The organism is Synechococcus sp. PCC 6717, assembly GCF_022698185.1.
GTDB lineage: Bacteria > Cyanobacteriota > Cyanobacteriia > Thermosynechococcales > Thermosynechococcaceae > Thermosynechococcus > Thermosynechococcus lividus.
The window spans coordinates 1-14,025 of sequence record NZ_JAKLTV010000001.1 but is presented as its reverse complement, the minus strand read 5'-3'; the positions used below and the strand labels follow the sequence as shown (position 1 = coordinate 14,025).

At 54.9% G+C, this 14,025-nt stretch carries 14 protein-coding genes; 9 read left to right on the top strand and 5 right to left on the bottom strand.

Annotated elements, in window-relative coordinates; all coding sequences use genetic code 11:
• Positions 1 to 110: 110 nt before the first annotated feature.
• The gene (locus L5470_RS00070) at positions 111 to 857 is read right to left on the bottom strand and encodes a biliverdin-producing heme oxygenase (protein ID WP_448527161.1); all 747 of its coding nucleotides are present in this window, start codon (positions 855 to 857) and stop codon (positions 111 to 113) included.
• A 10-nt stretch (positions 858 to 867) separates the two neighbouring features.
• A complete protein-coding gene (gene acsF / locus L5470_RS00065) occupies positions 868 to 1,941 on the bottom strand; it encodes a magnesium-protoporphyrin IX monomethyl ester (oxidative) cyclase (protein ID WP_499497378.1) in 1,074 nt (357 codons plus the stop codon).
• Between the two features lie 274 nt (positions 1,942 to 2,215).
• Here acsF and L5470_RS00060 point away from each other — a divergent pair, with 274 nt between their 5' ends.
• The 6 genes from L5470_RS00060 to L5470_RS00035 all read left to right on the top strand — a co-directional run bounded on the left by L5470_RS00060 (position 2,216) and on the right by L5470_RS00035 (position 10,527).
• A complete protein-coding gene (locus L5470_RS00060; RefSeq protein ID WP_499497376.1) occupies positions 2,216 to 2,584 on the top strand; it encodes a winged helix-turn-helix transcriptional regulator in 369 nt (122 codons plus the stop codon).
• Between the two features lie 154 nt (positions 2,585 to 2,738).
• The gene (locus L5470_RS00055) at positions 2,739 to 3,764 is read left to right on the top strand and encodes a hypothetical protein (protein ID WP_499497374.1); all 1,026 of its coding nucleotides are present in this window, start codon (positions 2,739 to 2,741) and stop codon (positions 3,762 to 3,764) included.
• A gap of 71 nt (positions 3,765 to 3,835) precedes the next feature.
• Positions 3,836 to 5,983: a polyribonucleotide nucleotidyltransferase gene (locus L5470_RS00050; protein ID WP_499497372.1), complete on the top strand. Its 2,148-nt coding sequence runs from the start codon at positions 3,836 to 3,838 to the stop codon at positions 5,981 to 5,983.
• A 26-nt stretch (positions 5,984 to 6,009) separates the two neighbouring features.
• Positions 6,010 to 8,184 carry a glycine--tRNA ligase subunit beta gene (glyS, locus tag L5470_RS00045; RefSeq protein ID WP_499497370.1) on the top strand — a complete coding sequence of 725 codons (2,175 nt, stop codon included), beginning with the start codon at positions 6,010 to 6,012 and terminating at the stop codon, positions 8,182 to 8,184.
• A gap of 140 nt (positions 8,185 to 8,324) precedes the next feature.
• Positions 8,325 to 9,251 carry a heterocyst master regulator PatR gene (patR, locus tag L5470_RS00040; protein WP_499497368.1) on the top strand — a complete coding sequence of 309 codons (927 nt, stop codon included), beginning with the start codon at positions 8,325 to 8,327 and terminating at the stop codon, positions 9,249 to 9,251.
• A gap of 112 nt (positions 9,252 to 9,363) precedes the next feature.
• A complete protein-coding gene (locus L5470_RS00035; RefSeq protein WP_499497366.1) occupies positions 9,364 to 10,527 on the top strand; it encodes a GuaB3 family IMP dehydrogenase-related protein in 1,164 nt (387 codons plus the stop codon).
• Here the strand turns inward: L5470_RS00035 and L5470_RS00030 are convergent.
• Complete coding sequence (locus L5470_RS00030; protein WP_499497364.1) at positions 10,494 to 11,207, bottom strand: C40 family peptidase; 714 nt, start codon at positions 11,205 to 11,207, stop codon at positions 10,494 to 10,496. The genes L5470_RS00035 and L5470_RS00030 overlap by 34 nt on opposite strands.
• 107 nt (positions 11,208 to 11,314) lie before the next feature.
• Between L5470_RS00030 and L5470_RS00025 the strand changes: the two genes are divergently transcribed.
• Genes L5470_RS00025 through L5470_RS00015 form a run of 3 tightly spaced genes read left to right on the top strand, consistent with a single transcriptional unit; the run spans position 11,315 to position 12,478 of the window.
• Complete coding sequence (locus L5470_RS00025; RefSeq protein WP_099798715.1) at positions 11,315 to 11,494, top strand: 50S ribosomal protein L32; 180 nt, start codon at positions 11,315 to 11,317, stop codon at positions 11,492 to 11,494.
• Positions 11,495 to 11,496: 2 nt separating this feature from the next.
• The gene (locus tag L5470_RS00020) at positions 11,497 to 11,670 is read left to right on the top strand and encodes a CAB/ELIP/HLIP family chlorophyll-binding protein (protein WP_099798714.1); all 174 of its coding nucleotides are present in this window, start codon (positions 11,497 to 11,499) and stop codon (positions 11,668 to 11,670) included.
• A 25-nt stretch (positions 11,671 to 11,695) separates the two neighbouring features.
• Positions 11,696 to 12,478 (top strand): sterol desaturase family protein, encoded by a 783-nt coding sequence (locus L5470_RS00015; RefSeq protein ID WP_099798713.1) that lies wholly within the window; start codon positions 11,696 to 11,698, stop codon positions 12,476 to 12,478.
• Here the strand turns inward: L5470_RS00015 and L5470_RS00010 are convergent.
• Positions 12,446 to 13,090, bottom strand: coding sequence for a DUF4033 domain-containing protein (locus L5470_RS00010; RefSeq protein WP_099798712.1), 645 nt, complete (start codon positions 13,088 to 13,090; stop codon positions 12,446 to 12,448). The genes L5470_RS00015 and L5470_RS00010 overlap by 33 nt on opposite strands.
• A complete protein-coding gene (locus L5470_RS00005) occupies positions 13,077 to 13,748 on the bottom strand; it encodes a hypothetical protein (RefSeq protein WP_499497360.1) in 672 nt (223 codons plus the stop codon). Before L5470_RS00005 ends, L5470_RS00010 begins: the two co-directional genes overlap by 14 nt.
• Between the last annotated feature and the right edge of the window lie 277 nt (positions 13,749 to 14,025).

Below are 14,025 nucleotides of genomic sequence, written 5' to 3'. Positions count from 1 at the left end.
CGAGTCGGAACAGTCCCAAGCTACCCCAGCACATGTCGAGTGCTGTATCACCTGACGCTGGGATTTCAAGCGCTGAACCTTCAAAGAGCGGATTCCCCAAGCGCCAATGCCTAGCCTAGGACGAGTTCGCGATCGCCCCCTTGGGCATGGGGCGTGGTGCTGCCGGGGCGATCGTGGCGCGTGAGCAGGTGAAAGGTATGCTCCCCGATGGCGGCCTTTACATCCTCTTCCAGCTCGTGCATGATGTTGCGGTTGAGCATAAAGGCATCATTAGCGGCGGCAATCATCCGTTCCACCGTATCCTCATCAATGGGCAGAGAATCAAGGGTTTGGCGATACTGTTCCTTCATGGCTTGTCGGGCTTCGGCGGTTGGCAATGCTGGAAATTCATACATCTGAGTTCCCACACCGTCGGGTAGGTTGAGCGCCGAGCGAATGATCCGCTTTAGAGCCTGCCCCCCCGATAGATCGCCCATGTAGCGGGTATAGGCATGGGCAATGAGCAACAGTGGGTCAACCTCCGCCAGCAGACGCAGGCGATCGCAGTAGGCTTGGCCGGCGGGAGATGGGGTAATTTGATCGCGCCACTGGGGGCCATAGTAATAGGACAAATCCTTAGCCAGTTGTTCCGCTCGGTTTAACTCCGGGAAATACATCGCCCCAACGACAGGATGATCAATATATTGGCGGAAGAGGTCTTCCAAGGTGCTGTAAACAAAGTATAAATTTGCAAAGAGTTTGCGCAATGGCTCCGGTTCCACAATCCCTTTCAAAAAACACTTCATAAAGGCCGTATTTTCAGCCGCCGTATGGGACTGCTGGGTTCCTTCGCGGAGGCGAGCAGACAATGAACTCATGGAGACTCTCCTAACGAACAGTTTCTCGTGATTGTTCAGCGTTCACAGACGGAATTAGATAGAGGCACAGCATTTGCCAGATAATGACTGCCATCCATGGCAGTTTCTGGATCAGCTTGATTACAGCAGGACGCTGGGTGCTGGCAATCTCGGCTAGATGCTGGTTCGCGATCGCGCAGGTGTTCAGGCGCGGGAAAAAGGTAGGATGGTCGGTGTTGAGAATACAGGGAAAGGCACGCCGAGCCGTTTCGTTGGTATTGCGGATGACGTCTTTATTGAATTGATCCGGATCTAACCCAATGGACTCGTAGAACGTTGCCCGTTCCAGCACCGTCAAGGTATGGGTGACAAAAACGGTAAGCAGGAAGAACCGAGCCCAGAGGCGACCGCCCAAAGTATTCCACAGTTTGGGTTGCGATCGCAGTAAGACCTTGAAGAAGTCACCGTGACGGTTTTCGTCTTGGCACCAGCTTTCAAAGTACTTGAACAGCGGGTAGATGCGATGTTCAGGATGCTGTTCCAGATGGCGATAGATTAGAATGTAGCGCCAATATCCAATTTTCTCGGATAGGTAAACCGTGTAGATAACCCATTCTGGTGGGAAGAACGTATAGGTGCGGTTTTTGGTCAGATAGCCCAAATCGAGGGATAGACCAAAGTCAGCCATGGCTTTGTTGAGAAAGCCAGCATGGCGGGCTTCATCACGGGCAAGAAGTGCAAAGGCTTCCGACAGAACAGGGTTACGCCCCTTGAGTTTGCGAGACAGTTCTTTGAACAGCAAGAACCCTGAAAATTCAGACGTACAGGAGCGCTCTAGGAAGTCAATGAAGGCCTGCCGGGTTTCGCCATCGATGCTATCCCAGCATTGATCAAACTCCGCATTGCGCACGAAGTGATAGCGGTTGTAGTCGGCTCGCAGTTCGGCCAATACCGACTCAATTTCATCCTCATGCCCAGACAAATCCATCTGAGCAACGGCATCAAAATCGGTGGTATAAAAGCGAGGCGTTAAAAGGGTTTCTTGAGCTGGTGCTTTAATTCCTGGCCGCAGACTGGCTGCTTCAGCAGAGGAGGTACTGACCATAACTGTGCGTGTTGCTATCGATACTGTGCAACATCTTTCCCTGAAGCGATGAGTTCTCACAAGGCAGTTACCGCGCTATCCCTATAGGAACTTGGAGTAAAGCATTACCCAGATAGCTTGACCAGAGGACATTCTTAAGAAATATTGAGTTTTGTGTCAACCTGTCAAAATCCCTCATGGCAGTGTCTAGAATGCCGACAATGAGAATGCCGACAATGGGGGTGTTCTCGGCGGGGCTGTGAAGGAGTAGGATCGATCTAAATGGCAGATGTCAATGGCGAAGGCGTGTATTGATGTCCAATGTCCGATTCAGTTTGTGGTGGATTTGTTGGGCAATAAGTGGTCAATTTTGCTGTTACGGGAGCTATTTGAGGGCGATCGCCGCACCCACGAGCTGTTGGCAGCGCTACCGGGAGTGAGCACTAAGACCTTGACCCAGCGTTTGCGGGAACTGGAAGCCCATGGCCTAGTGGAACGACGGGTCTATGCGGAGGTGCCGCCTCGGGTGGAATATTCCCTAACCCCCAAAGGACAGCAGCTTCAGCCGGTGATGGCGGCGCTCCATCAGGTGGGATCCCAGTGGCTAGCCCAAGATCCGTGCTTCTGTGTGCTCAACACGCCGCCGTGGCTCATCGAGCGTTAACCGATGGGGCAGATCTTCCCAAATGGATGGGGGCTAGAGCAATTACGCCTGACTCTTCAGAACCGATGATAGTTATCTCATTCGTCTCATTTTTGACAAAACCTTGACCCAAAATCTAGACAAGTAACAAACCAATTAGCAGTATTCGTGTTCAATGGAACCTCTCCTTGACGGCACTATTCTTGTTCCCAATCCTCTGCCTCCATTCGCTGCCCGCCGCCGCTTACTGCATGTGAATGGCGTGAGTAGCGATCGCGCCAAGCAACAGCGGGATCTCAATCGCCTTGCGGAGTTAACGGCTGCCCATCCCCTTGAGATTCGCGGTATCCATAACCAAACCCACGGTCTCCAAGCCGATCTGTTGGAAAGTTTGCTGGGCAAAGCAGAACTCTACCATTTTTGGCCAACAGTAGAAAACAACGACCGTGCCGGCGATCGCCGGCGTGCCTATGCCAAACTCCTTGAACAACTCATCACCAAAGAACTGGGTGATGATGCAGATATGTTGGCGATCGCCCAGCCCAAGGAGGTGCAACACCGTCCCCTGACCCCTGAGACCCCCGCCGCCATCAGCAGCCTTTTAGCGTTACCCTTTTTACAGCGCCTTGGCTGGAGTGATTTTGCCCAATACCTCTACGGCGTATTCCCGGCAGGGGCACCCCGTCCCACCCTGCGCCTCGCCTACGAAATTGTCAAAGGGCTACAAGCCGGTGCTGAATTATACCTAGTGGCTCACAGTCAAGGGCTGATCATTACAGCCTTAGCCTGCCACATTGTGCGGGAATTACTCCTGCCCCAAACCAAATGGATGGAGACCGTGCATATCATTGGCTACGGGCCAGTGATTCTCTTTGCCGATTTACCTGTTGAACTGCAAGGGCGCACCATTTTTCTGCAACACCGCCAAGATGTTGTCGCTGAAACCCTGAGCAACCTCCGCAATTTGGATGTGTGGACAAATCTGCAAACCCAACTCCAAAAAGCATTGCACTATGCCGATGACTTGCTGCAAACCCTGAATACCGATAGCCATCACACCGCTAGTTTTTACTTAGGTCTCAGCCCAGAAGCCGCCAGCCAGCGATCGGCGCAGTTGCTGCAAATACTGCTGACCCAGAATTGGACTGCCACCCCCAGCCTTGCTGCTCTTTGCGGCAGCCGCTTGATCCTCGAGCATTGAGACAGCGGATTAGGAGCAGAAGCAGCTATCCTAGTAAAGAAGAAGAAATAAAAGGACAGAATAGAGCACAAATGAATGGTCTGGAAAAGATTATCCCCCTAGATGGCAGGGATATTAAGGTTGTACTGAAAAAATTTGCACCCCAGGCAGCGGGTTCAATTCTCATCAGCTCCGGTGAAACAGCAGTTCTCGTGACAGCCAATCGCGCCGGTGCCCGCGAAGGTATCGATTTTCTCCCCCTTGTCGTGGACTACGAAGAGCGTCTTTATGCCGCTGGTCGCATTCCTGGCGGTTTTTTACGGCGTGAAGGTCGCCCCCCCGAAAAAGCAATTCTCATTGGTCGCCTCATCGACCGTCCCTTGCGGCCCCTCTTTCCCCAGTGGTTGCGGGATGATTTGCAGGTGGTTGCGACTACGGTGTCCCTCGATGAAAATGTGCCCCCTGATGTGTTGGCAGTCACCGGTGCCTCCATCGCCGTGTTGCTGGCGCAAATTCCCTTTCATGGCCCGATGGCGGCGGTTCGGGTGGGACTGGTCGGGGATGAATTTATTATTAACCCCACCTACCAAGAAATTGAACGCGGTGGCCTTGATTTAGTCGTGGCAGGTACGCCTGACGGKGTGGKGATGGTCGAAGCCGGCGCCAACCAACTCCCTGAAGCCGATATGGTCGAGGCCATTGATTTTGGCTATGAAGTCATCCAAGACCTCATCCAAGCCCAGCGGGATCTGCTCACAGAGCTAGGGCTAGAGATTGTCCAAGCGCCGCCGCCAGTGGTTGACCCCACCCTAGAAAACTTTATCTATGAACGCGCCGTTGATCCTGTGACGGCGATTCTCAAGCGCTTTGAGAAAGATAAAAATGTTCGGGATGCTGCCCTAGATGAGGTGCAAGGGGCGATCGCCCAAGAGATTGCCAATCTGCCCCCAGAGGATCCAGTGGCTGTTGCCGCCGCCGCCAACCCTAAAGCCCTGGCCACCCTCTTTAAGGCCGTCACCAAGAAACTGATGCGTCAGCAAATTATTACCGAGGGCGTGCGGGTGGATGGTCGCCGTTTAGACGAAGTACGACCCATTTGGTGCGAAGTTGGTGTGCTGCCAGATCGCGTCCATGGCAGTGCCCTGTTTAACCGTGGCCTAACCCAAGTCTTGTCGGTGACCACCCTTGGCTCCCCGGCAGATGCCCAAGCGCTCGACGATCTCCACCCCGAAGACACGAAGCGCTACCTCCACCACTACAACTTTCCCCCCTATTCTGTGGGGGAAGTCAGGCCGTTGCGCTCTCCCGGACGACGGGAGATTGGCCATGGTGCCCTTGCAGAGCGTGCCCTTGAGCCGGTGCTACCGCCTAAAGATCAGTTTCCCTACGTCATCCGTGTTGTGTCGGAAGTATTGTCCTCCGATGGCTCCACCTCCATGGCATCAGTCTGTGGCTCCACCCTCTCGCTGATGGATACCGGCGTGCCCATTAGCAAACCGGTGAGTGGCGCAGCGATGGGGCTGATTAAAGAAGGCGATGAAATTCGCATCCTCACCGATATTCAGGGCATTGAGGATTTTCTTGGAGATATGGACTTCAAAGTTGCGGGGACAGATAGTGGCATCACCGCCCTGCAAATGGACATGAAAATTACCGGCCTACCCGTGGCGGTGATCAAGCAGGCGATTGAGCAGGCACGACCCGCCCGACTGCATATTCTTGAAAAAATGTTGGCGGTTATTGGCACCCACCGCTTAGAGTTGCGCGATAGTGTGCCACGGTTGCTGACGTTGCAGATCCCCGCCGATACCATTGGCCTAGTCATTGGTCCTGGGGGGAAAACAGTGCGCGGCATTTCCGAGCAGTTTGGAGTCAAGATTGATATTGCCGAAGACGGAATCGTGACCATTAGTGCGCCCAATGCTGCAAATGCCAAGCAGGCTCGCAGTGCCATTGAAGCCTTAACCCGTAAACTCAATGCGGGGGATGTCTATTTGGGTAAAGTGACGCGGATTATCCCCATTGGCGCATTTGTTGAGTTTCTACCCGGAAAAGAGGGCATGATCCACATTTCCCAATTGGCCGAGTATCGGGTTGGCAAGGTCGAGGATGAAGTGAATGTTGGCGATGAAATCGTCGTCAAAATTCGCGAAGTTGATAACAAAGGACGCATTAACCTCACTCGCTTGGGAATTCATCCCGACGAAGCGCAAGCCGTTCATGCTCGCGCAAATCGCTAAGCTCATCCATCTCGTATTCAAGGTTCATGCCAAAGTCTGCTCAGCATACGTTCCTTTTAGAGGTGGGAACGGAAGATTTACCGGCTCGGTTTGTTGCGAGCGCGATCGCCCAGTGGCAAGCGATCGTTCCGGCAACGTTGCAGGAGCATGGTCTTAGTGGCACGGTTCAGGTGTTAGCCACCCCTCGTCGCCTAGCCGTGCTCATTGAGGATCTACCAGCCCAGCAGCCAGATCAGTCCCTCGAGATCAAAGGGCCAGCTGCCAGTGCTGCCTTTCGCGATGGCGAACCCACGCCTGCGTTGCTCGGCTTCTTGCGCTCTCGCCAAGGAGACCTGAAGGAGATTGAGGTGCGAGCCACCCCCAAGGGAGACGTGGTCTATCTGCGGCAAGTCCGCCCTGGTCAACCCACGCCTGATCTGTTGAGCCACCTGAGTCGGCAGTGGCTAGAGACTCTTGACGGGCCTCGTTTTATGCGCTGGGGAGATGGGGACCTACGATTTGCGCGCCCGATTCGTTGGTTAGTGCTGCTCTGGGATGATCAGGTGCTGCCCTTGACGTTGCACAGCCATTCAGTTTGCATTGTCAGCGATCGCCACACCCATGGCCATCGTGTCCTAGCCTCAGAGACGATTGCCCTGTCCCATGGGAGGGACTACGCTAGAGCGCTAGAAACCGCAGGGGTGCTCGTGGATCCCCGCGCCCGTGAAGCAACAATCCGCAAGCAAATTCATGAGCTAGCCAAGGAGGTAGGGGGCTGGGTAGATCTGGAGGTTCCCCTGATAGAGGAGGTCACCCACTTGGTAGAGTGGCCAACAGCTGTTCTAGGCGCCTTTGAGCCACGATTTCTAGGGCTACCCCTAGAGGTGATCACCACGGTGTTGATCTCGCACCAGCGGTATTTTCCGGTTTATACCGATAACCAACGCCAAGCCCTGCTACCTGCCTTTATCACCATTAGTAATGGCGCTCCCACCGCCACTCCCCTCATTCGCGCAGGCAATGAGCGGGTGATCCGCGCTCGGCTTGCAGATGCAGAATTCTTCTATAATGCCGATACAGCCCAGCCCCTAGAGAGCTATGTAGCCAAACTGGCAGCGGTCACGTTCCAGGATGAGCTAGGATCTATGGCCGCCAAAGGAGAGCGAATCACTGCCCTTGCCACCACCATTGCCAAGGCGCTCAATTGTTCAGCTGCCGATCGCGCCGCGATTGAGCGAACCGCCTATCTGTGCAAAGCCGATCTGGTCACCCAGATGGTGGGGGAGTTCCCGGAGCTACAGGGGTATATGGGTCAAGTTTATGCCACCGTATCTGGGGAATCGCCAGCGGTTGCCACCGGCATCCTTGAGCATTACTTACCACGTTTTGCGGGGGATAAACTCCCTCAGACCCTCACTGGTCAGGTGGTTGGTCTGGCCGATCGCCTAGATACCCTGATTGCGTTATTTGGGTTGGGATTATGCCCTACGGGGTCGTCGGATCCCTTTGCCCTGCGGCGAGCCGCCAACGCCATCATTACCATCCTGTGGCACGGACGGTTACGCCTTAATCTGCTGGAACTGTTGCAGGAGGGCAGCCAGCAATTCTGCCAGCAATTTCAGGCTAAACTCTCCCCCAACGATCTCTACGCCCAACTTAGCCAGTTTTTTAGTCAACGGTTGCGCACCCTCCTGCAGGACGAGCAGGGGATTGACTACGATCTGGTGAATGCCATTAGTCCTGACGATGTGCCCGATCTTCAGAACCGCGCCCTTGCCGATGTCCTTGACGCGGGCGATCGCGCGCGGTTTTTACAGCAGTTGCGTGATTCTGGCCAGTTGCAAACCATCTATCCTACGGTGAATCGCGCTGCTCGCTTGGCGCGGCAGGGAGACTTAGACCCACAGCGGTTGGACTTGCGAGCGGTCAAGGCTAAGTTTCTCGAAGCTCCTATTGAAAAAGAGTTTTATGCGGCTTTGAAAGCGGCACTGCCCACCGTGAAGCAAGCACAGCAAACTCGCACCTATAGCGACATTGTCACCACCCTACAAACCCTCACCCCCATCGTCAGTCGCTTTTTTGATGGTGATGAGAGCGTGCTGGTTATGGCAGACGAGAATCACCTGCGCGCCAATCGTTTAGCCTTACTGGGGCTATTGCGCAACTGTGCGGCTGTGATTGGTGACTTTGGGGCGATCGTTCACGCCGAAGCCCCCCATTAAAGACAGCAATAGGAATGATGTTGCTTAGCTCCCAAGTCGCATCGCATAATTGAGGGTACGCTGTTTAGCATTGCCGTGTCCCATTTCCCTGCTGAATATGGCTGAACTGTTCATGACCGGAAACGTTTGCGAGAACCGCTATGACTCCTGAACCCCGGGCCAAGCGCCCCCGTCTGCCCAAAAGCCAAGCCACGCCGCCCACCGCGACAGACCCAGAATTGACACCCCCAGCCAAAGCTCGCCCGGAAATTGTCAGTATCTCTTCAGGGAGTAAAAAACCAGCCCCCCCCAAGCCAGAGATGCCAGAGATGAGTGTGGCTGACCCATCTGAACCATCTAAGGGAGACATCCTCCGTCGCCCGCAACCCATCCCCCCCCCCAGCGATCGCATGCAGTACCGCGCCATCGGCGTTGTGCGGGGTCGCTATGTCCCTGCTAGCGAAACGGAATTTAACCGTGGTGTATTAATTACGGAAGACGGCGCCGAAATTGAGACGGTTCTGTTGGGACAGGTGATGAACCTGATTAAAAAATATCTTGATCTCAATGAGCCCCATCTGTGGGTGGTCTATCCCCGTACCCGGGAGGTGGACAATGATGTTAGGTTGCATCTGCAGGTGGTCGGTGTGTGGGAACCTGAACGCTTGCAGCAAGAGCAGACGATCGATAGCGATCCCGGTGTTAGTGACGGCTATTTTTCGGTGCGCGGTGAAGTTATTTTTAATTCCCAAGACAAAAACTTTGTGGTTGTGAAAGTGCAGCAACTACCGCGCCGCCGTGGCGATAAAATCAAAGCCTTTAAGATCAAACTTAAAGGGACGGTCTCTATGAAATCACCGGGCTATTTTTGGGATTTTCAAGTGCAGCGGGAAGGCACCACCCTAGTGGTCAATGAAGCCACCGTGGTGGGTGTGTTGCCCCCCCGCAAGCTGAAGCCGAAGCGCAAACCCCGTCCCGCAACTGGTGGGAGTGCTCGCCCACAACGACCGCAGCGGCTAGGTGCGCCTCCACCGCGCCCCGCATCGTTTCAATCGATCCGGCGATCGCCCAAACCACCAGTGAACTAGTGGGTAGCGGTTACTGGTACATTAGTTGTAAATTTTTGTAAATTGTCACAGGCGCTGTGGCAATAGCTGCACCACTATGTTTTATCCACCTAATGCACCTACGAGGAACACCATGACCATTCAACTTGGGGGACACCGCACCGCCCGTCGCGCTTACGGTATTGATGAAATTGCGTTGGTTCCCGGCAGTCGTACCCTAGACCCCCAACTCGCAGATACTCGCTGGCGACTGGGCACCCTTGAGCGAGAGATTCCGATTATTGCCAGTGCCATGGATGGGGTTGTGGATGTCACAATGGCGGTCAAACTCAGCCAGATGGGGGCGTTGGGAGTATTKAACCTCGAGGGGGTTCAAACGCGCTATGCCGATCCAGCCCCAATTCTCGAGCAGATTACCAGTGTCAGTGTGGACGAATTTGTCCCCCTGATGCAGCAACTTTATGCTCAACCCATTCAACCAGACCTCATTAAGCAGCGCATTCACGAAATTAAGTCGCAGGGGGGAATTGCTGCTGTGAGTTTAACCCCTGCGGGTGCCAGTCGCTTCGGGGATACGGTGGCAGCGGCGGGTGCCGATCTTGTATTTGTGCAGGCAACGGTAGTGTCACCATTTCATCTGGCATCCGACTCTGTGGCACCCCTAGATTTGGCAGCGTTTTGCCAGCGGATGCCTATGCCTGTGATTCTGGGTAACTGTGTGACCTACGAGGTGGCGCTCAGCCTCATGCGCTGCGGTGCTGCCGCTATTCTGGTGGGTATTGGGCCAGGAGCCGCGTGTACCTCCCGCGGAGTTTTGGGGGTCGGGGTACCGCAAGTGACGGCGATCGCTGAGTGTGCAGCTGCGCGAGATGCCTACTTCCAAGAAAGCCAACGCTATGTGGCAGTCATTGCCGATGGCGGCTTAGTGACGGGGGGCGATGTCTGTAAGTGTATTGCCTGTGGTGCCGATGCCGTGATGATGGGGTCGCCCTTTGCCCGCGCTAAGGAAGCCCCCGGTCGCGGCTATCACTGGGGGATGGCCACCCCAAGTCCGGTGCTACCTCGGGGAACCCGTATTCATGTGGGCACAACGGGCACCCTAGAGCAAATTTTGCGCGGTCCCGCCCAGCTTGATGATGGTACCCATAATTTCTTGGGGGCACTGCAAACGAGTATGGGCACTTTGGGGGCGAAAGACCTGCGGGAAATGCAGCAGGTGGAAATTGTGATTGCGCCGTCCCTCCTCACGGAAGGCAAAGTCTATCAAAAGGCGCAGAAGTTGGGCATGGGCAGGTAGCTCGACTCCACCCGCCCCGCCCCACGGAACTGTTGCCGATAGGCGGTACCCACCGGATCAGCACTGGGGAGCAAGGTATCAACACCAATGCCGTTGCGGCCACACTCTTTACCGGAGCTATGGAGGTAGTACCCCTCCCCTAGGTACAGGGCAACGTGGGTAGCCTTCTGTTGGGTGCCAAAGAAGATCAGATCGCCCCGCTCCAATTTGGGTAAGACTTCGTCAATGGTTGCGCCTCTGGGGGCGATGGGGGTGGTAAAGGCCTCCTGCTGGTAGGCATCCCGCGGGAGCCAAATCCCTTGGCTGGCAAAGCTGGCCTGGATTAAGCCCGAACAATCGTAGTGGGGAGCCACTGTCCCGCCCCATAGGTATTCGTGGGGCACCCGGCGGGCTGCTTCGCAAAACTCAATAATGGCTTCAATAGCACTGACAACGGCGGCGCGATCGCAGGGGATGGGCTGATAGGGGGTGGTTGCCGGCTGTAACTTCGGGTAGTCAGATGGGTCAAGCCAGCCCCAGTACTCATCCTCCGCTAGTTGAACATAGAGCCGGGCGGTGGGTTGTGCAGGTTGCAGAGCCGGTGCCCACAGAAAGCGTGCCGCCGCCCCTTGGGTGGCGAGGCGATCGCCCGTCGGGGCATCGTAAAGATTGACGTTAGCCGCTAGGGTAAATAGTTGCATAGACCTGTTCAGGGGATCCACCGTACCAGCACTCCTTAAACTTGCTGCGGATCAATATTTGCAGTATAGTTAGAGATTGCGAAAGTTGAACTCGGCGAGACACCATCATGGCCTGCCCCAAGAAAAAAACCTCGAAATCTAAGCGCAGTATGCGCCGCGCTGTTTGGAAACGTCAAGCCGCTCTTCAGGCACAACGCGCCTTGTCGATTGGTAAATCAATTTTGACTGAGCGTGCCAAAGGCTTTTACTTCCCAGAGGGTGAAGAAAATACCGACGACGAGGAGTAGGTATGGCATCGCAAACACAGCCTAGTCGATCGCCAAAGCTAGAAACCCCTAAGTATGGGTTTAATACCTTTGCTGAGCGGATGAACGGTCGAGCCGCAATGATTGGCTTAGTGGCACTGCTGGCGTGGGAATATTGGACGGGCGAAGGTTTTCTGCACTGGCTGGGCTGGCTCTAGGCGCTGAGCTGCATCACCTGCCACCATGATTCCCTATAACTTAAGTGACCCCACCCTCTTTGTGATCATGGTTGGGGTCATGTTTTTAATGATTGTCAGCCGTCTTATCCTCATTGCCGGTCTCTTTTCATTGTTTTATGGCCTAGCGGGTTACACCCCGCTCAGGAGGCGGCGCGTCAATTTGCGTCCCTATCGCCGCTGGCAATTTTGCCAGGAATTTGGTTGGTCGCTCCTCACCTCGGCTATTTTTGCACTGGCGGGGGCAGTGACGGCGGTGATTTGGCAGCAGGGCTGGACCGCTATCTATGTCGATCTCCAGTCTTGGCGGGATTACCTGTACGTGCCCGTTAGCCTCTTAGTGGTCTTACTGTTGCACGAAACCTACTACTATTGGTTGCACCGCTGGATGCACCATCCCCGTATTTATCGCCATGTGCATCGGGTACATCACCACAGCATTGTGGCTTCGCCGTGGACGGCCTTTGCCTTCCATCCGTGGGAATCGCTGCTGCAAGCCCTGTTTTTACCCGCAGTTATTTTGGTGGTGCCTCTGCATCCCTACACGATTGTGGCGCAGTTAACCGTGATGACCCTTTCCAGTGTGATTAATCATTTGAATCTAGAGATCTATCCCCGTTCCTTTGCTACCCACTGGCTGGGGCGGTGGTTCATTGGCGCGACGCACCACAGTTTGCACCACAGCCAATTTCACTGTAACTATGGCCTTTACTTTACGTTTTGGGATCGCTGGCTAGGCACCGAAAGCCAAGATTATTTAGCCCTCTTTGGCGATCGCACCCGGCGTTGAACCAAGAACGTGGGGGCAGGGGTCAAGATGGGGCTGCTCAAAACAGCGCGGAATGGCAGGGGGKGGGATGGGGGTCAGCGGGGTGCCAAAGACCATTTCACAACTGTAATCGCTAAAGTTGGGGGTCATGGTGAGGGGAAGACCCAACTGGTTGCGAAAAAACTCCTCGGTGGGGTGCTTGCACAGATTGATGCACAATGCCGCGCACTCTGCTTGTGCGAGGTAGTAACACTTTTGAATCCGCACGCCGCTGAGTTGCCGTTGGGGAGTTTGATTGGGGGAGAGCACCTCCACCCAGTAGCGATCGCTAGATCCAACTAACCAGCCCGTGAGGCGGGTGGCAAACCAAGCATTGGTTTCACACACCCAGCGCGTTGGCCGAAATAGGGTGCGGACAATGGTACTGATCCATGGGGGAATAACTTGGGCAAAAACAGCGGCAATGACCTGCTGCTGCGCTGCGGGCGATCGCCCCTGCTTCACCTGCTGGCTAATGGCAACAAAGCCCTCGTAATCTAGGCGCTGTGGCACGACGTCAATCACCCGAGCAATGGCGCGAGTGAGGTGGGCAATACACCACCGCTCTAGCCAGTTGGGGTTATGGGGTGTCATCAAGCTGGTCTAAAACGGACAACGCGGCTCGCCGCACGAGAGGCTCTGTTTCTTGGTTGAGGAGCAAGTAGAGGGCTTCCTGAGCACACTGGCGATCGCCGCGATCCACCAAGCAGCTCAACTGTCGAATGGCGATGAGACGGTGTAAGGGATTTGCATGACTCAGCTCTTGGAGCCAGCGCTGCAATTGCTGCTGTTGCTGCTGAGCCGCCACCCAGATCAACACCGTGAGTAACGCTAGTAAGAGGGCGCCTTGTAGGACAAGGGCAATGACCAACCAATGATCCGTTGCACCCTGCCAGAGATGGGTGAGGGTGTAGGTGCCCAAGCAGGCGATCGCCCCAGCGGCCACCGTAGCCCCTAGGGGGTGTTGGGCAGCCTGAGCTACTTGCGTTTTTAGGTGTTGAGCGTACTCGTAGAGCACCCGCTGCCAGCGCGCTAACAGCCACACGGTTCCCACACCACTGAGGGTGGCCAGCAGGAGCTGACTATCCGTTTGCCACAGCAACAGTGCTCCCCCTAGCCCCACCAACGGATACAGGAATGTACGCCGCTGCCGCGCAGTGCGTGGTTGCCGCCGCGATCCTCGCAACGACGGCGTCACCCACAAGACCCACTGTTGCCAGTGAGGGGTGGAGCGATAGGTACGGGTTACCATAAACTTACTTGTTTCACAACGGTTAGGGCTGGAAGCCCCGTACTTCAGTACAGGGAGGAAAGCTCCTTTAGCAACTTCAGTTGCCATATTACCATTTAAGCGCATAAAATGAACTCATGCCACAGCAAATACTGACCATTGTCTGTCAACTAAATCCCACTGCAGAGCAAATTGTCAAGCTAGACCAAGTTCTGCAGGGCTTCGCTGAGGCTTGCAGATACATCAACAGTACCATTTGCCCCAGCATTACTAACAAGAACCGTATTCAGAAAGAAGT